The organism is Streptomyces sp. NPDC001890 (assembly GCF_042891445.1).
GTDB lineage: Bacteria > Actinomycetota > Actinomycetes > Streptomycetales > Streptomycetaceae > Streptomyces.
In genome coordinates, this window is sequence record NZ_JBIATE010000002.1 from 58,763 (window position 1) to 76,432 (window position 17,670).

The 17,670-nt window shown below is 69.9% G+C and carries 15 protein-coding genes and 1 pseudogene; 11 read left to right on the plus strand and 5 right to left on the minus strand.

The annotated features are described in order from the left end of the window. Positions 1–11 precede the first annotated feature (11 nt). On the minus strand, positions 12–839 hold the full coding sequence (locus tag ACFYY1_RS06330) for a MerR family transcriptional regulator (RefSeq protein WP_388581668.1): 828 nt from the start codon (positions 837–839) through the stop codon (positions 12–14). Between the two features lie 240 nt (positions 840–1,079). Continuing rightward, the gene (locus ACFYY1_RS06335) at positions 1,080–1,283 is read right to left on the minus strand and encodes a cold-shock protein (RefSeq protein WP_003967102.1); all 204 of its coding nucleotides are present in this window, start codon (positions 1,281–1,283) and stop codon (positions 1,080–1,082) included. Between the two features lie 364 nt (positions 1,284–1,647). Between ACFYY1_RS06335 and ACFYY1_RS06340 the strand changes: the two genes are divergently transcribed. From ACFYY1_RS06340 to ACFYY1_RS06355, 4 genes are all read left to right on the plus strand, one after another. After that, the gene (locus ACFYY1_RS06340) at positions 1,648–2,526 is read left to right on the plus strand and encodes a menaquinone biosynthetic enzyme MqnA/MqnD family protein (RefSeq protein WP_388581669.1); all 879 of its coding nucleotides are present in this window, start codon (positions 1,648–1,650) and stop codon (positions 2,524–2,526) included. Between the two features lie 466 nt (positions 2,527–2,992). Then, positions 2,993–4,834 (plus strand): serine/threonine-protein kinase, encoded by a 1,842-nt coding sequence (locus tag ACFYY1_RS06345; RefSeq protein ID WP_388581672.1) that lies wholly within the window; start codon positions 2,993–2,995, stop codon positions 4,832–4,834. 72 nt (positions 4,835–4,906) lie between these two features. Continuing rightward, positions 4,907–6,106 carry a cyclic dehypoxanthinyl futalosine synthase gene (gene mqnC / locus ACFYY1_RS06350; protein WP_360921790.1) on the plus strand — a complete coding sequence of 400 codons (1,200 nt, stop codon included), beginning with the start codon at positions 4,907–4,909 and terminating at the stop codon, positions 6,104–6,106. 7 nt (positions 6,107–6,113) lie between these two features. Further along, positions 6,114–6,743, plus strand: a complete 630-nt coding sequence (locus ACFYY1_RS06355) for a hypothetical protein (RefSeq protein WP_388581675.1) — start codon at positions 6,114–6,116, stop codon at positions 6,741–6,743. A 26-nt stretch (positions 6,744–6,769) separates the two neighbouring features. Here ACFYY1_RS06355 and ACFYY1_RS06360 read toward each other — a convergent pair whose 3' ends face one another. Further along, positions 6,770–7,495 (minus strand): DUF3152 domain-containing protein, encoded by a 726-nt coding sequence (locus tag ACFYY1_RS06360; protein WP_388581678.1) that lies wholly within the window; start codon positions 7,493–7,495, stop codon positions 6,770–6,772. A 139-nt stretch (positions 7,496–7,634) separates the two neighbouring features. On the opposite strand from ACFYY1_RS06360, the gene ACFYY1_RS06365 reads away from it, so the two are divergent. The 3 genes and pseudogenes from ACFYY1_RS06365 (at position 7,635) to ACFYY1_RS06375 (ending at position 10,944) form a co-directional block, all read left to right on the plus strand. Then, on the plus strand, positions 7,635–8,327 hold the full coding sequence (locus tag ACFYY1_RS06365) for a demethylmenaquinone methyltransferase (protein ID WP_388581681.1): 693 nt from the start codon (positions 7,635–7,637) through the stop codon (positions 8,325–8,327). Positions 8,328–8,448: 121 nt separating this feature from the next. Continuing rightward, a pseudogene (locus ACFYY1_RS06370) lies at positions 8,449–8,517 on the plus strand (zinc-ribbon domain-containing protein); the annotation flags it as partial. 48 nt (positions 8,518–8,565) lie between these two features. Continuing rightward, entirely contained in the window at positions 8,566–10,944 is a 2,379-nt protein-coding gene (locus tag ACFYY1_RS06375) for a hypothetical protein (protein ID WP_388583508.1), read from the plus strand. A 23-nt stretch (positions 10,945–10,967) separates the two neighbouring features. Here the strand turns inward: ACFYY1_RS06375 and ACFYY1_RS06380 are convergent, their stop codons facing one another. Then, the gene (locus ACFYY1_RS06380) at positions 10,968–11,486 is read right to left on the minus strand and encodes a GNAT family N-acetyltransferase (RefSeq protein WP_388581684.1); all 519 of its coding nucleotides are present in this window, start codon (positions 11,484–11,486) and stop codon (positions 10,968–10,970) included. Between the two features lie 97 nt (positions 11,487–11,583). Between ACFYY1_RS06380 and ACFYY1_RS06385 the strand changes: the two genes are divergently transcribed. The 4 genes from ACFYY1_RS06385 (at position 11,584) to ACFYY1_RS06400 (ending at position 16,039) form a co-directional block, all read left to right on the plus strand. Continuing rightward, positions 11,584–12,870 (plus strand): geranylgeranyl reductase family protein, encoded by a 1,287-nt coding sequence (locus ACFYY1_RS06385; RefSeq protein ID WP_388581687.1) that lies wholly within the window; start codon positions 11,584–11,586, stop codon positions 12,868–12,870. Between the two features lie 254 nt (positions 12,871–13,124). Further along, positions 13,125–13,571, plus strand: a complete 447-nt coding sequence (locus tag ACFYY1_RS06390) for an amino acid ABC transporter permease (protein WP_388581690.1) — start codon at positions 13,125–13,127, stop codon at positions 13,569–13,571. 3 nt (positions 13,572–13,574) lie between these two features. Further along, complete coding sequence (locus tag ACFYY1_RS06395; protein WP_388581692.1) at positions 13,575–15,446, plus strand: alpha/beta hydrolase; 1,872 nt, start codon at positions 13,575–13,577, stop codon at positions 15,444–15,446. Between the two features lie 116 nt (positions 15,447–15,562). After that, positions 15,563–16,039, plus strand: a complete 477-nt coding sequence (locus ACFYY1_RS06400) for a hypothetical protein (protein WP_388581695.1) — start codon at positions 15,563–15,565, stop codon at positions 16,037–16,039. 356 nt (positions 16,040–16,395) lie between these two features. Here ACFYY1_RS06400 and ACFYY1_RS06405 read toward each other — a convergent pair whose 3' ends face one another. Beyond that, positions 16,396–17,574, minus strand: coding sequence for an abortive phage infection protein (locus ACFYY1_RS06405; RefSeq protein WP_388581697.1), 1,179 nt, complete (start codon positions 17,572–17,574; stop codon positions 16,396–16,398). Positions 17,575–17,670: the final 96 nt, after the last annotated feature.

The following is a 17,670-nucleotide window of genomic DNA, read 5'->3' on the forward strand; positions in this document are numbered from 1 at the left end:
TCCGGAGCGGGTCAGACCTCGATGACCGGCTCCTGGAGTTCCGTCACCCACTGGTCGCGGTCCTCGGGGCACTCCAGGCTGATCTCCCGGGCGTACCCCGCGGACCGGTAGCCGTTGGCGTCGATCCAGCGGGCCAGGGTCTGGGACGTCGGCAGGACGCCGTCCATCGAACCCCGGTGGACGACGGTCGCCGCCTCGAACGGGGGCAGCTCGACCACCGTGATCCCGGTGCCGCCCAGCGGCCCCACCGGCGCGGACACCGTGACGCCCGCATGGACGACGACCGCGCCGCCGCCCTCCGGGGCGTCCTCGTAGTACGCGATCCCGGGACCGCTCGGAGCGACACCCGCCTCTCCCAGCAGCGGGAACAGCCGGTCGTACAGCGGAACGATCACCGGAGTGATGTCCTCCGGCTCGTAACCGGCCGCGGTGCCGGTCAGCTCGGCGACCCGTACCGCGGCAACCTTCTTGATGACGACATCGTCCACGGACATGCTTCCCTCACTCTCGATCGACCGGAGCCTCGCCTCGATCTGCGTCAGACGTGCGGCCGCCGCCCTCATGGCCTCCTCCAGCTCCGCCCGGCGCAGCCGCAGCATCCCGCGCAGCTCCTCCGGCCCCACCTGCTCGTCGAGGATGGCCCGCACCTGCTGGAGCGTGAAGCCGAGATCCTTCAGAGCGATGACACGGTTGAGACGGGCGAGCTGGGCGGCGCCGTAGAAGCGGTAGCCGGTGGTGGGGTCGGTGCGGTCGGGGCGCAGCAACCCGATGGCGTCGTAGTGACGCAGCATCCGGGTCGACACCCGTCCGTACCTGGCGAAGTCTCCGATGGTGAACATGATGTGTCCCAGCCCACCGCTTCACACGGTGTCAAGGTCAAGCGCCGCCGCCCGGAGCCCGGCACCAGAAGGCGAAGGAGGAGGAAGAAGGCGAAGTCGAAGGCAGAGGAAGAAGGAGCAGGAAGCGGGAAAGGGAAAGCGAATGGGATGGGAAAAGGCAGGAGCCCCGTTCCCCGCCGAAGCGGAGGAGCGGGGCTCCTTGGGTACTACTAGCCGGCCGCGATCGGCCGACCCGGGCAACTAGGCCGGGGTGACGTTCTCAGCCTGCGGACCCTTGGGTCCCTGAGTGACGTCGAAGTTCACGACCTGGTTCTCCTCGAGGGAGCGGAACCCGGACGCGTTGATCGCGGAGTAGTGGACGAAGACATCCGGGCCGCCGCCGTCCTGGGCGATGAAGCCGAAGCCCTTTTCAGCGTTGAACCACTTGACGGTTCCGGTAGCCATAAGCCCTCCTTGGGCCAAAGGGTTGCCCTGCTCCAGAACCTGCAAAGAAGTCTGAAAACTACAAAAGCCTGCGGGTTACATGCTCCGCAGGCTCTGTACTGCAAGGGAAACCAAACTGCAACTTGCGTCGAGCCTAGCACGCAGCGTGTATCGAAGGGTAGAGGGAAAGATCACTTCACTCGGATGTTTGATTGCCGCGCTCATGAGCTGACGAAGGGAGCCTGCGAGAGGGTGTCGCGGGGGTGACTTCCAGGGGTACGGAGGAGGGCCTCCGGAGTCTCCGAGGGCGCTGGCGGGAGCGAGTTCGGGTGACCCCCGCGCCCCCGGTGCCGTCCGGATCGCGCCACGGGTCTAGCCTCGCGATGTGGACAATTCAACCGTCTCAACCGTCGCAGGCGACGACCGTCGCAGCCGGCCGCGCGTCGGCCACATCCAGTTCCTGAACTGCCTTCCCCTGTACTGGGGGCTGGCGCGCACCGGGACCCTGCTCGACCTGGAGCTCTCGAAGGACACCCCGGAGAAGCTCAGCGAGCAGCTGATCAGGGGCGATCTGGACATCGGCCCCGTCACGCTGGTCGAGTACCTGCGCAACGCCGACGACCTGGTCGCCTTCCCCGACATCGCGGTGGGCTGCGACGGGCCCGTCATGTCGTGCGTGATCGTTTCGCAGGTGCCGCTGGAGCAGCTCGACCGGGCCCGGGTGGCCCTCGGCTCGACCTCGCGCACCTCCGTCCGCCTGGCCCAGCTGCTGCTCGCCGAGCGGTACGGGGTCAGCCCGGACTACTACACCTGCCCGCCGGACCTCGGTCTGATGATGCAGGAGGCGGACGCCGCCGTGCTGATCGGCGACGCCGCGCTGCGCGCCAACCTGCACGACGCGCCCCGGCTCGGCCTTCAGGTCCACGACCTGGGGCAGATGTGGAAGGAATGGACCGGGCTGCCGTTCGTCTTCGCGATCTGGGCGGCCCGCAAGGACTACCTGGCGGCCGAACCCCACCGGGTGGGCAAGGTGCACGAGGCGTTCCTGGCCTCGCGGGACCTCTCCCTGGAGGAGGTCACCAAGGTCGCGGAGCAGGCGGCGCGCTGGGAGGCCTTCGACTCGGAGGTGCTGGAGCGGTACTTCACGACCCTGGACTTCCGCTTCGGCCCGGACCAGCTGGCGGGCGTGCGGGAGTTCGCGCGCCGGGTCGGTCCGACGACCGGCTTCCCGGCGGACGTGAAGGTCGAGCTGCTCGGCGGCTGAGGCGGACCGGAAGCGGGGCGCGGTGCGGGGGTGCGAGTACGGGCGTACGGACGGACGTACGGGGGGAGCGGGTACGGGAGTACGGAGCGCGGGGTGTGCGCCTCGCGCAGGAATGCCCGGGATATAGATGAATCCCGGACCATTCGGGGTCGCTTATCCCTTCCCGTGCCCTCTCCCGCCGCTTCCCGCCGCTTCCCGTCGCTTCTCCCTATGGCCTTCTGTCGGTACGGTCTCGATTCGGGTTAATACGCGTCGAATAGCCGATTCCCGGGCGGTGTCCGCCGAGCGTCCCGGCCGGTCCCGGAATCGCTCGGGTGAACGACGCATTCACGCCTTTTGTTGTGTTGAAAGCAGTTGTTCGTTCCCTTAGGGGCGAAATAGGCGGATGGTTTCCTCTGTGACCTGATGACCTTCGCCCCCTAGGCTTCGGTCGGAGGTCAGGCCGGTCCACAGGGGGAGTGTCCATATGCAGCCGCTGGAAGCCGGCGAACCGCAGACCATCGGTGCCTACCGATTGCTCGGCAGGCTCGGTGCGGGCGGAATGGGCCGGGTCTATCTGGGGCGCAGCGCGGGCGGACGCACCGTCGCGGTCAAGGTCGTGCACCCGCATTTCGCGTTGGACGAGCAGTTCCGCGCGCGCTTCCGGCGCGAGGTGGACGCGGCCCGGCGGATCGGTGCGCAGTGGACGGCCCCGGTGCTGGACGCCGACCCGGACGCGCCCATTCCGTGGGTCGCCACCGGCTACGTGGCCGGCCCTCCGCTCTCCGCCGCTGTCGCCGAGCACGGCCCGCTGCCCGAGACCGCGGTGCGGACGCTGGGCGCCGGGCTCGGAGAGGCGCTGGCAGCGGTGCACGGGCAGGGCCTCATCCACCGTGATGTGAAGCCGTCCAACGTACTGCTGGCCCTGGACGGCCCCCGGCTGATCGACTTCGGCATCGCCCACGCCATCGGCGCCACCGCCTCGCTCACCTCCACCGGGGTCTCGGTCGGCTCGCCCGGCTACATGGCGCCGGAGCAGATCCGGGGCGTCGACATCTCGGGCGCGGCCGATGTCTTCTCGCTCGGCGCGGTGCTCGCGTACGCGGCGACCGGTACCGCCCCGTTCCTCGGCGACTCCTCCGCCGTACTCCTCTACAAGGTGGTGCACGAGGAGCCCGAACTGGGCGAGTTGGAGGGGGACCTGCGGGAGGTCATCGCCGGGTGCCTGGAGAAGGAGCCCGAGGACCGGCCCACGCCCGTGGAACTGGCCCGGCGGCTGGCACCGGGCGGGGCCGCCGCGCTGGTGGCGGCCGGCTGGCTGCCCGGACCGCTGGTGCGCGAGGTCAGCCGGGCGGCGGTCGCGCTGCTGGACCTGGAGCCGCAGGACGCGCCGGTGCAGTCGGGGCCGGTGCCGTTCAGCGGCGCGGCGTGGGGGGCGGGCGGCGCCAATGGCATGGACGGGGCGAGCGGGGTCGGGGGTGTGGGCGGCGGGTTCGGTTCGCCGGCCGAGCCCTTCCCCACGCACGACCCGACCCGGCTTTCCCACCCGGGCGTACTGCCCTCGTGGCCCGCGGGCACGGCCGGGTCCGCCAGTGCGGCGGGGACGTCCGGACCGTCGTCGCGGACCGGTGGCTCCGGGTTGCCCGGCCCACGTACCGCCGACCCCCGTTTCTCCGTCACCGTCAGCGCGGACTCCTCCCCGGCCCGGCCGGACGCGAACCGTGGCCGGCGGCTCAGCTGCACCGTCGCCCTCGCGGTGGCGGGGGCGCTCGCCGCCGTGACCGTGGGCAGCGCGTTCCTCTTCGACCTGATGCCGGGCGGCAGCGGCGGAAACGACGCCGAGCACGGCAACGTCGGCAGCACCCCGACCGCCGCCACCCCGCCGGCCGCCACCCCGTCCGGCGGGCCGTCGCAGCCGACGGGCTCGGGCACGGGGAGCCCGGAGCAGATCGGCGAACTCCCGAAGGAGTTCATCGGCACCTGGCAGGGCCCGGTCACCGAGAAGACCACCGGGCAGCCGCACGGCACGCTCACCGCCGTCTTCACCGCGGGGAAGAAGGGCACGGACGTGGTCCGGATGAACACCGAGGTCACCAGCCTCGGCGTCACCGTCAGCTGCAACAGCGTCGCCCGTCTCACCTCCGGCACCGCGAAGGAGCTGACGCTCCACGAACGCGTCGACCCGGACCGCCCCAGCACCCCGACCCTGTGCACCTCCACCACCACCGACGTCCACTTCACCCTGGCCGCCGACGGCACCCTGCGTTTCCGGTCCGAGGAACGGGGCGCGGGGCTGCCGTACGGAACGCTGAGCCGGTCCGGCGGCTGACCCCGCAAGGGGCTGGCGTACGCTGAGCCGGTCCGTAGATCCGTTGAAAAACCGCCGAAAGGTGACAGCCCGGTGACCGAGAAGGCCGACCTCCAGCCCATCCTCGACCGAGCCGCCGAGGGCGGTCGGATCTCCCCGGAGGAGGCGCTCGACCTCTACCGCTCGGCGCCGCTGCACGCGCTGGGCGCGGCCGCCGACGCCGTACGCCGCCGCCGTTACGCCGGTACGGAGCACATCGCGACGTACATCATCGAGCGCAACATCAACTACACGAACGTCTGTGTCACGGCCTGCAAGTTCTGCGCCTTCTACGCCGCGCCGAAGGACACCGCCAAGGGCTGGTCCCGCGACCTCGACGACATCCTGCGCCGCTGCGCGGAGACCGTCGAACTCGGCGGCACGCAGATCATGTTCCAGGGCGGGCACCACCCGGACTACGGCGTCGAGTACTACGAGGAGCACTTCTCCGCGATCAAGAAGGCGTTCCCGCAGCTGGTCATCCACTCGCTGGGCGCCTCCGAGGTCGAGCACATGGCCCGGATCTCCAAGGTCTCCGTCGAGGAGGCCATCCAGCGCATCCACGCCGCCGGTCTCGACTCCTTCGCGGGGGCCGGCGCCGAGCTGCTCCCGGCCCGGCCGCGCACCGCGATCGCCCCGCTCAAGGAGTCCGGCGAGCGCTGGCTGGAGATCATGGAGATCGCCCACCGCCTCGGTGTCGAGTCCACCTCCACCATGCTGATGGGCACCGGCGAGACCAACGCCGAGCGCATCGAGCACCTGCGGATGATCCGCGACGTGCAGGACCGGACGGGCGGCTTCCGCGCGTTCATCCCGTACACGTACCAGCCGGAGAACAACAAGCTGAAGGGCCAGACGCAGGCCACGCTCTTCGAGTACCTGCGGATGATCGCCATCGCCCGGATCTTCCTCGACAACGTCGCCCACATCCAGGGCTCCTGGCTGACCACCGGCAAGGAGGTCGGCCAGCTGTCGCTGCACTACGGCGCCGACGACCTCGGCTCGATCATGCTGGAGGAGAACGTCGTCTCCTCCGCCGGTGCCAAGCACCGCTCCAACCGCCTGGAGATCATCGACCTGATCCGCAAGGCGGACCGGGTGCCGGCCCAGCGCGCCACCACGTACGAGCACCTCGTCGTCCACGACGACCCGGCGAACGACCCGGTCGACGAGCGCGTCGTCTCGCACATCTCGTCCACCGCGATCGAGGGCGGCACGGCCCACCCGGAGCTGAAGCTCCTCGACGCCAACTGAGCCCGCCTTGCTGACGGTTCACGCCGCCGACGCGGTGCACGGCGCCCCCGGCGGGGCGGACTCCGTGGCCGTGGACGGCGGCGTGGTCGTCGCCGTCGGCGCGTACGGGGAGCTGATCGCCGCCCGTCCGCAGGCCCGGATCCGGCGGTGGTCCGGGCTGATCACCCCCGGGCTGCTGAACGCGGCGGCCCCGGCACTGCTGGAGGCCGCCTACCACCCGGACCCGCGCGAGGCCGACGAGCTGGGCACCGAACCGCTCACCGGCGACGCGCTCACCGCACTCGGCATGGACGACGCCCGCTGGGGCGCGAGTGCCCGGCGCGGCCTGCAACGGATGCTGCGGCACGGCACGACCGCCGTCCGGGGTCCGTTCACCCGCCCCGCCGTGCGCACCGCGGTCGCCCGCTCGGGCCTGCGCGTCCACGCCCCCGGCCCGGTGCCGGGGCGAGTCGTGTCGCTCGACCCGCTGGCCGCGGTGGCGGAGCCGGACGAGGCGTTCGCGACGGCGCTGACCGTCGGCGGGCCCGCGGACCTGGCGGTGTTCGGGGTGGCGGACCCGGCGGAGTTGCGGGCCGGGGGCGCGGGGAGCTGCGTGGCGACGGTGCTCGGCGGCCGGCTGGTCTTCCGCCGCAGCTGACCGACGCGTACGTACGACGCGCCGGCTCACGGTACCTGCGGGCCGCCCAGATAGCGGCCCTTCGCGTCGTACGGCCAGGCGTTGGCGACGCACCCCTTCAGCCCGTAGATCTGCTGCATCATCGCGGGGGCGGGGCGGCCCTTGCCCGGACAGGTCTCGTGGCCGTGGCCCAGCCAGTGGCCGACCTCGTGGTTGATGATCAGGGCCCGGTACTCGGCGAGCGGGCCGTGGAACTCGGGCGATCCTCGCTGCCAGCGCTTGAGGTTGACCATGACGTCGGCGCCGACCCGGCAGTTGACCTCGCCGTGGGTGTCGAGGCCGCCCTTGCGGCAGATGGCGTCGGTGGTCGTGGGGGTGGCGATCCGGACGACGAGTCCGGCCGGTCCTTCGGAGACCCGGCGGAAGGTGCGCTCGCCGTGGTGCGACCAGCCCCGTGGTGCGGCCAGGACGCGGGCGATCCCGGCGGCGGCCCGGTCCGGATCGACGCCCGAACCGTCCTCCACCTCGACCCGGTACGCCAGACCTCCGTCCCCGTCGCCGCCCCCGCTCTGGGCGCGGGCGGCGGTGAACTTCCCGGTGCCCGGCGAACTCCCGGACGCGGACGGCCCGGACGCCCCGGTCGGCTGCTCCTCGGCGCCGGTGCTCCACCGCGGCCCCAGCACGGCGGCGGCGCAGATCAGCGCCGCCGGAACGACCACGGCTGCGGACAGACGTCTTCGGCGGCCCTCGGACTCTGCACCTCGTGCGGACATCTGGGCTCCCCCCTGGATCCCCGGTGGCTCGCTGCCCCCACTTGTACTGACCACCGATCGCACCGATTGGTTCAGTCCACTCGGGCAACGACTCACGACCGGCGCGGAGCGGCGCGGACCGGGCTGCTTGAATGGACGGGTGACCCGAGCATCCCTGGACAAGCAGCCGCACGAAGTCGCCTCGATGTTCGACGGCGTGGCGGCCAACTACGACCTCACCAACGATGTGCTGTCGCTCGGCCAGTCCCGGCTGTGGCGCAAGGAGGTCGCGAAGGCGGTGCACGCCCGGCCCGCGGAGAAGATCCTCGACCTGGCCGCGGGCACGGCGACGTCCTCGCTGCCGTTCGCCGCGACCGGCGCGTACGTCGTGCCGTGCGACTTCTCCCTCGGCATGCTCCAGGAGGGCAAGAAGCGCAATTCCTGGCTGCCCTTCACCGCGGGCGACGCCACCCGGCTGCCGTTCCGCGACGAGACCTTCGACGCGGTGACGATCTCCTTCGGGCTGCGCAACGTCCAGGACACGGACGCGGCGCTGCGCGAGCTGTACCGGGTGACCAAGCCGGGCGGCCGGGTGGTGATCTGTGAGTTCTCGCAGCCGACCTGGGCGCCGTTCCGCACGGTCTACACCGAGTACCTGATGCGGGCGCTGCCGCCGGTCGCGCGCGCGGTGTCGTCCAACCCCGACGCGTACGTCTACCTCGCCGAGTCCATCCGCGCCTGGCCCGACCAGCCCGGACTCGCGGCCGCGCTCCAGCGGGCCGGCTGGTCGAAGGTCGCCTGGCGCGACCTCACCGGCGGTGTGGTGGCGCTGCACCGGGGCGTGCGCCCCTGAGACAACGGTTCGGCGACTTCGGCCGACGGGAACCGGGCGATGGGGAAGATGTGTCCGTTGAAACACACATGTCTTCCCCGACACCGTCGTCCCCCTCCCCGTTCCCGTTGCCGGAGTCCGCATGCCGTTGTACTGCCCCTTCTGTGGAACACAGGCCCCGGACGGGGCGCGCTTCTGTATGAAGTGCGGGCGCGAGCGCCCGACGGTTGCCGATACGGCACCGGCCGCCCCGCCCGCGATGCCGGACACACCGCCCCGGCCCGAACCGTTCGGACCGCCGCCCCACCAGCCCCCGCCCCACCAGCCCCCGCCGCCCGGTCACGCGCCGCTGCAGGCCGCTCCGCCGCTGCCGGGGCCGGCGGTCCCCTCGCCCCTCGGCGCGTTCTTCGGCCGGACCTTCCGGGGCGACTGGGCGGGTTCGGCGAAGGCGGCCGCCTGGCCCACCGGACTGATCCTGGCCCTCGCGGTGGCGCTCGCCATCCCCTCGTACGGGCAGGGCGACGACATCGTCGTCGGCTGGGGCGACCGGCTGCGGATCGCGCTGGCGATGCTGCTCCAGGCGTTCGGCGGCGGCTTCGAAATCCGGCCCACCGGCCCGGTCGGCGACGGCAGCGGCAGCGACTTCGAGGCCGGGTGGTACGACCTCGAACACGGCATGTCGCAGGGCGGCGCCTCGCTCTCCGTGGTCCCGCTGACCGTCACCGTGCTGTGGGTGGGCGCGCTGATCCTGGGCGCCCGCAGGGCCCGTGCGCAGGGCGGCGGTCTTGAGGCGGCGGTACGGATCGGCCTGGTGGCCTCCGCCGCCGTCCTGGTCCTCGGGCTGTTCGCCCAGCCCGATGTCGCGGGTGTGTCGATCTCGTCCGCGCCGCTCCTGGCCACGCTCGGGGCGCTGGTCATCTCGCTGCTCGTCACGGGCGGCGTACTGCAGCGCGACGCCGCCGCACAGTGGCTGGCCGTGCGCCCGGTGGCGCTCACCGTGGTCCGGGCGACGGGGACGGCGGTACGGGCACTGGGCGCCGTACTCCTGCTCTGCGGCCTGATCGGGTACATCGCGTACGCCAACGTCGACGACGTGGACGGCACGGCCATGCTGATCGCGCTGCCGCTGCTGCCGAACATCGGCCTGGCGGTGCTCGGGCTGAGCTGGGGAGCCTCCTTCGAGTACGACATCCGCGGGCAGATGAGCTTCCTGGGCACGGGCATGGAGCACGGCAGCGTCGGGCTGCCCGAACTGGGCGAGGCAGTGAACGGCTGGGCGGTGACCGGCGCGGTGGCCACCGGCGTCGTCTCCGCGCTGACCATCGGTATCTGGGCCGCGCGCCGCTCGGCGGACCGGCGTGAACAGGCCATCGCGGGCGCGCTGTTCCTGGCGTTGTACCTGGTACTGAGCGGCATCGGCGGGGTGTCCGCGGAGTTCGCGGGCGGCTTCCAGGACATGGGTGGCCAGGGCACGGCGGAGCTGGCGACGAGTGTGTCGGAGGCGCTGCTGTTCGGGCTGCTGTGGGTGGGCGGCGCGGTGCTCGTGGCGCCGCATCTGCTGCGGCTGACCGGGCGGTCCACGCCGGTCGCGCCGGTCGCGCCGCAGGCACCGATGCCGATGCCGGGGGCGGCTCCGGGGGCGGCTCCGGGGGCGGCTCCGGTATCGATGCCGACGCCGCCGCTGTCCGGCGTGGCTCCGGACACCCCGACCACGGTGGTCCCGGCGATGCCGACCCCGACCCCGACTCCGACTTCGGCTCCGTACGACCCTTCCGCCCCGGCGGACCCGGTCGCGGCTTCGACTCCGGCTCCGACCCCGTACGACCCGCAGACCGTCGCGCTCTCCGCCGCGCCCGCCGCGCCGACCGCGCCCACCACCCCCACGCCCGTGGTGTCACCCGCATCCCCGCCCGACTCCCGCAAGCGCGCCGCCCTCATCTGGACCGGCACCCTCGTCGCGGCGCTGCTCGTCGGCGGCGGCGCGACGGCGGGAGTGCTGGCCCTGACGGACGGCGGGGGCGGGGGCGGGGCCGGAACCGTCGAGGACGGCAGGCCCACCGACCGGACCCGGAGCAGTCAGTCGCCCTCGGCCGAGCCGTCGCAGCAGCAGACCCCCTCCGCCGACCCGACCCCCACCGCCTCCGCCGTCTCCGCGACGCCCGACGCGACCCCCACCGCCCCCACGATCCCCGAGGGCTTCCGGCTCGTCTCCGACACCGCCGGGTTCTCCTTCGCCGTCCCCACGGTCTGGGACCGGCGGAGCGAGAAGAACAACCAGATCACCTACGCGGGTTCCACCGGACGGGCCGAGCTCAAGGTCGGCGTCATCCACGACGCCCCGTACACCTCGTACGACAACTTCACGACGCTGGAGCGGACCGCCGACGCCAACCAGAAGAACTACCGCCGCATCGGGCTGACGGCGAACACCTTCCAGGGACGGCCCGGTGCGATCTGGGAGTACACCTACGAGGACCGGGAGAGCGGCGAGACGATCCACGCGATCGACCAGAGCTACATCGCGGAGGACGGCACCGAGTACGCCATCTACACCACCGAACGCGACACCGAATGGCCCGGCGCCCGGCGGATCTTCGACACCGCCCTGTCCACCTGGATGCTCAACGACATCGACTGACGCCCCAGTTCACGGCGCCGGGGTCACAGGGCCAGCCGGAAGCAGACCACTTCCCGGCCCGTCCCCGGCGCCGCGAAGCTCTCCGCCCGCTCCATCCCCAGCCGCCGGGCCACCGCTACGGACCGTTCGTTCTCCGCGTCGATCGTCGCCACCACCCGCTCCACCCCGGCCGCGCGCAGCCGCTCCAGCGTGAGGCGCGCGGCGGCGCTGGCGTAACCCCGGCCCCAGGCGCTTCGGGCCAGCCGCCAGCCGATCTCGATCTCGCCGACCGGCCCGTAATCGGTGCGCGGCCACGGCTGGGCGCCCGTGAAGCCGGCCACCTCGCCGTCCTCGCCCAGCACCGTCCACAGGCAGTAGCCGACTTCGGCGTCGAGCCGGCGCTGCCGGGCGGTCCACTCCTCGTACATCGAGAGCTCCTCCGACGTACCGCCGAAGAACTCCATCACCTCCGGATCGTCGAACGCGCGATGCCAGGAGAGCGCGTCCTCGTCGGTCGGGACGCGCAGCTGTACGGAGGGAGCACCGGGAAGCAGGGTCGACATCTGGGAGCCCTTCGGAAGGTTGATCAGCGGACCCCCCTAGACTGCATGGGACAGGTGCCGCGCGGCACGTGATTTCGAGTCTTCGGGAGATCCGACCGTGACCGAGCAGCCCCTCTCCGAACACAGCGCGGATGTGATCGTCGTCGGGGCAGGCCCGGCCGGTTCCACGACGGCGTACTACCTGGCCAAGGCCGGACTGGACGTCCTGCTCCTGGAGAAGACGGCGTTTCCCCGCGAGAAGGTCTGCGGCGACGGCCTCACCCCGCGCGCCACCAAGCAGCTCGTCTCCATGGGCATCGACATCTCCGAAGAGGCCGGCTGGCTGCGCAACAAGGGCCTGCGCATCATCGGCGGCGGCGTCCGCCTCCAGCTGGACTGGCCCGACCTCGCCTCGTACCCGGACTACGGACTGGTCCGCAAGCGCGACGACTTCGACGAGCAGCTGGCCCGCCAGGCGCAGAAGGCGGGCGCGCGGCTGTACGAGCGCTGCAATGTCGGCGCCCCGATCATCGACGACCGCACCGGCCGCATCACCGGCGTCAACGCGAAGCTCGGCGAGGAGAAGACCCCGGTCACCTTCCACGCCCCGCTCGTCGTCGCCGCCGACGGCAACTCCACCCGGCTGTCGCTCGCCATGGGCCTGCACCGCCGCGAGGACCGCCCGATGGGCGTGGCCGTCCGTACGTACTTCACCTCGCCCCGCCACGACGACGACTACCTGGAGTCCTGGCTGGAGCTGTGGGACCGGCGCGGCCCCCAGGACCGCCTGCTGCCCGGCTACGGCTGGATCTTCGGCATGGGCGACGGCACGTCCAACGTCGGTCTCGGCATCCTCAACTCCTCCTCCGCGTTCAAGGAGCTGGACTGGCGCGAGGTCCTCAAGGCGTGGTGCGCCTCGATGCCGGAGGACTGGGGCTACACCCCCGAGAACATGACGATGCCGATCCGCGGCGCCGCCCTCCCGATGGCCTTCAACCGCCAGCCGCACTACACCAAGGGCCTGCTGCTCGTCGGTGACGCGGGCGGCATGGTCAACCCGTTCAACGGCGAAGGCATCGCGTACGCCATGGAGTCGGGCCAGATCGCCGCGGACGTCATCGTCCAGGCCCACGCCCGCGCGACCCCCGCCCAGCGCGAACTGGCCCTGAACAACTACCCGAAGGTGCTCAAGGAGACCTACGGCGGCTACTACACGATGGGCCGCGCCTTCGTGAAGCTGATCGGCAACCCGAAGGTCATGAAGGTCGCCACCCAGCGCGGCCTGACGCACCCGCTGCTGATGAAGTTCACGCTGAAGATGCTCGCCAACCTCACCGACCCCACGGGCGGCGACGCGATGGACCGCATCATCAACGGCCTGTCCAAGGTGGCCCCGAAGGCCTGAGCAGTCCCAAGCCTGTTCTGCTGATGTACGTATGCCCACGGAGGGGCAGCGACCGTCCGCCGGTCGCTGCCCCTCCGTCGTGCTCGGTACCGGCGCGGGGACCGTCGATGACGGTGCGCGTAGGTACAGATACTCAGACACCTGGGCCCGTTTGAGTGATCGCGCGGACACGGTGAGGTGCGCCCCGCGTGTAACGTCTGCGCCGGCACTCAGCAGCACGGCAGACACGACCGGGGCACGGGGAGGGCACGCGCATGGCGTGGGACGAGTGGGAACAGCTCAAGGCGCAGGTGGCGGAGCGGCACGCCACTCACACGCAGATCAACGGCCTCCAGGCAGAAGGCGGCTACGCCAAGTCGGCCGGTGCCGGGGGCGGTACCGGCACGCTCAAGCACAAGGGCGGCCCGTGGACGAAGGCGGCCGGCACGGCGGACGGTCTCCAGACCAGCACGACCACCGCCAAGGTTGACCTGCGCAGAGCCCACGACGGCACGGTAGGCGGCCTGGCCGGGCTGTCCAGCCTCGGAGCACTCAAGTCCGTCCTCACCTCGTGGGACGAACGCCTCGGCCGGGTCCGTGCGGAGTGCGGTTCGCTGGAGCCGAAACTGCGGCAGGTGGCGGTGGAGTTCGCCGAAGTGGATGCCGGGGTGGGGGACAGCGCGAAGGCGGTCACGGTGCCGGGCACGAGGAGGGGCGAGTAAACCATGGCCACAACAACCGGGCTGACGTGGCAGCGGCTCCGCGACCTCGAACTGTCGGAACTGACCGATGCGGCCGACGGCTGGCGCACCGCTTCCACGTTCGCCGACGCTGCCCGCGAGCGTGTCGACGGCGACATGAGCGGGAAGCTCGCCAAGACCCAGGACAGCGAGTCCGCCCGGGCAGCCGTCAAGCGACTGAAGCGGCTGAGCGAGAACTACCACTACATCCACACCGAGACCGGCCTCGTCCGAGGCGCCCTCGACGCGCTCGCGAGCGAACTCGGCGCCCCACAGCGCCGGTTACGTGACGCCCTCGACGACGCCGCTTCTCTCGGATACACCGTCAACGACAACGGCAGCATCGACTACCCGGCAGGCGGTAGGAACGAGCTGACCGGCGATGCGATCCCCGGCGGCTCCGTAGTGGGCAACAACGGCCTCATCGGTGCCGGGAACCCGGGGCTGTACCGCGATGCCAATGGCATGTTGGACCCCGCACTGGCCCCGGGTACTCCCGCGCTGAAGAGTCTCAATCCGCACCGCGCCAAGGCCCAGGACGTCGCCGACCGCCTCGCCCATGCCATGCGGGAAGCACGCGAGATCGACGAGCGGTACAGCACCGCGCTCCACAAGCTCAAGGCCGCACCCGGCCTCACCGTCGACACTGGAACGTGGGCGGACGTCGCGTCCGACGTCGACAGTGTGAGTGGTGCTGCGAGGGAGTACCTGGGGAAGGAGATTCCCTTTGACAAGTCGCCTGCGGACCGAAAGGAATGGTGGGACCACCTCACCAGAGAGCAGCGTGAGGAGTACCTCGCCGCTTTTCCTGGTGTGATCGGTAACCTGGACGGTATCCCTGCGCTGGCACGGGATCAGGCAAATCGCGAAAACATTCATCTACTCATAGCCCAGCTGGACGGCCAGAATGATGCGAAGTCCCAGGACAAGGCGGAGGGCTTGAAGGAGATTCAGCGCAAGCTGATGCACCAGGATCCGAAAATGCCTCCCATGTACCTTCTGGGGATCGGTGCCGAAGGGAATGGTCGGGCCATTGTCGCCTACGGGAACCCTGACACGGCAAAGAATGTCTCTGCTTACGTTCCTGGTCTTAATACTTCGCTTGATGCCGGTTTCGCAGGGGGTGACCTCAAACGAGCCAGTGATATTGCTATCGACGCTCAGTCATTTGATAGATCGAGCGCTTCAATCGCCTGGCTTGGTTACGACGCCCCGCAGACCGGGTTTGATAGCAACTTGCCGCAAAATATTCGAAATTTGGATGTCATGGATTCAGCGAAGGCGAGTGCTGGAGCCACGTCCTATAACGAGTTCATGGCAGGGATCTCCGCAACGAATGACAATTCCGATCCGCATGTCACAGCGGTTGGTCATTCATACGGATCATTCACCGTCGGTCAGGCTGCGCAACGCGACGGTGGGATCCCTGGCGTCGACGACATCGTCTTGGTAGGCAGCCCCGGCACGGGCGCCGATCACGCTCAGGACTTGAACGTGGGAAAGAACCACGTTTTCGTCGGTGCGGCCGACAACGACCTAGTGACCAAGTTGCCGTCGACAGCGCAGGCTGCTGCGGCTTTGGTGAGTGGGATCATTCCTGCCAGTCTTGCGGATCCTTCCGGTGATCAGCTGTGGTTCGGGACTGACCCGTCTCACCGTAACTTCGGTGCAACACGCTTCGCTGTGGATGACGGCCCGGTGCCATTCGTTGGCGGTGAGGGTGCCACTCCTGCTCACTCCGACTACTTCGACGTCAACGACGATGCGGGTGCCAGGCGACCGTCCGAGTCGGAAAGAAACATTTCATTGATCGTGTCTGGCAATTCCGACGAAATCAGCCGGGAGCGGCCACGGTGACAAAGGTTCGCTTGGCTCCGATTATCGTTGTTGCTGCGTGCCTTTCAGCTTCGGCGTGCAGCATGAGTGGGAACAAGTCTGGAGAGACGGTGGGAGAACAGAAGAAGGCTACGAGCATGACCATGCAGGAAGCTGCGGAGCGCCAGGACGGCATGTTGGACGCGACGATGAAAGCGATCGCGCCCGACCTCCGCTGGACGCATGGTGCGACCACGACGGGAAATTGCGAAGTGACCAGGCGTCGCGTGGTGATGACGATCGTGTCCGAGGAGCGGCGCGGAAATCTGCTCGGCATGGTGCAACGCTCTTGGGAGAAGCGCGGCTACACAATTAAGTCTGTCAACAACAGTCACAAATTTCCTGCGATCTTCGCAGCGGCGACTGATGGTTTCGGGATCTCAGTGAGCGTGGGAGGAGAGGGCCAGTTCACCTTTTTGGCTGATTCCCCCTGCGTCGAGAAGTCGGAAGTAGCGGCCCCATCCGCCTCCCCGAACGGGCCTGACTACGACTACCCCATTCCGCGTCCCAATGTGAAAGACCCCTTCTGGTCGTCGAACGAGCCGATTCCCACGGGCTCGCCGAGCAGAAGCTGAGGGGAGCCGACGACGGAGCGCACGCCTCGTGCTTGGAGAGGCTGTGGTGGCGTACGCGCAGGTACGGACGGTCAAGTCCGCCGGGGCGCTGGACACACGATGAGTCGATTGAAGGGGGATGCGACGTACAAAGGAGCCGGGCGGTCTCCGCAGTAACGGGCAAGCATTTTTTGAAGTGGCCACGCCTTGCGTGAACCCTTCCAAGGTGTCTCCCCCGAAGACGGAGACGGTTGGCCCGAACTATGCCGGAAAAATGACACCCACTCCTGACGGCAAGTCGGATTTCTGGTCCGGGAAGAGCGCTTCCTCTTCCCGGACGTGACCCTTCGACAGGGTGTCGTTTCCGTCGGCGCCCGTCAGCGGCGGCCCGCCCTCCCGTAGCACCGCGCCAGTGCGTGGAAGGCCTGCTTCGGTTCCCAGTGCCAGTCGGACTCCGGGTCGTCGAACCGGTCCTTGACCGGCTTCACGACCGCGTAGCTCGCCATGTCCAGGTCGTAGCGCGGGACGGGGGAATGCGGGGCGTCGGCGGTGATGAACTCGAAGGCCATCGCGGCGTACAGGCCCATTTCCTCGAAGACGCCGAGGAGTTCGGTGAGATAGGCGGCCTGGGTTCGCTCACTTCGTACCAAGTCGCCTTTGATCTCGGGCGGTTGCTTGGTGTAGTCGATGGTGTCCCATCCCATGCCGCCCTGCTCGGGCGCCCCCGCGTACGTGCACGTGCCGAACTCCGTGATCGCCACCGGCTTGCCCCAGCGCAGGTACGAGCTCAGCTCGCGCACGTAGTCCGCGCGGTCGGGGAAGTACGAGTAGTAGTCGATGCCCACGATGTCGAAGAGGCTCCAGTCGACCTCGTCGCCCTGCGCGGCCGCGTACGAGAGCTTGCCGCCGAATACCGACCGTCCGACCCCGGCGGCCCGTGCCGTGAATTCGGACAGGCGGCGCATCATCTGCTCCGGGTCGAAGTTCCCGGCCATCAGATTGCGGATCCGTTCCTGTGCGTCGTCGCCGGGCACGATGCCCGGCACGAACAGCCAGAACTCGCACCCCACGCTCAGGTCGGCCCGAGCGCCCTGGCGGCGCAGCCGCTCCAGGTGCCGGCCGGTCTCCGCGAGGTGGTCGAGGATCTCCGACGCGGGGCGGTCGCCCAAGGTCGGCTGGAGCCAGATGTGCAGGCCGAGCTCGGCTGCCTCGGCCGCGGTGGCGTCGAGGCGGTCGACGCCGTCGCCCGTCACCTCGATCGATGTGGCGTGCAGGTCGTACTTGATGGCGCGGAGGTCCTCGCGCATACGGGCGGCGCTCCACGCGGTGCCGGGGGTCTCGCCCGCGCCGACCGTGTAGCAGATTCCTCGATGCGTCAGGCCCTTGCCGTTCCTGTTCCCGTTGCCGTCTCGGCGCCGGTCCCGTCGGTCGGTCGTGGCCGCCGAGGCGGGGGCGCCGGCGAGGAGCGGGCCGGTGACCGCCGCGGCCCCGATCGCTCCCGCCCCGGTCAGGAACTTCGCCCGGCTGATTCCCCTGCTGCGTTCGTCGCGGTGCACTCTGACTCCCCGGATGGTCGGCGGTTCGCGTGGTGCCGTCAGTCTGTCGAGCGGGTGCCGGGGAGGGCGTCCCCCGAAAGTCTGCGGGTACGCGAC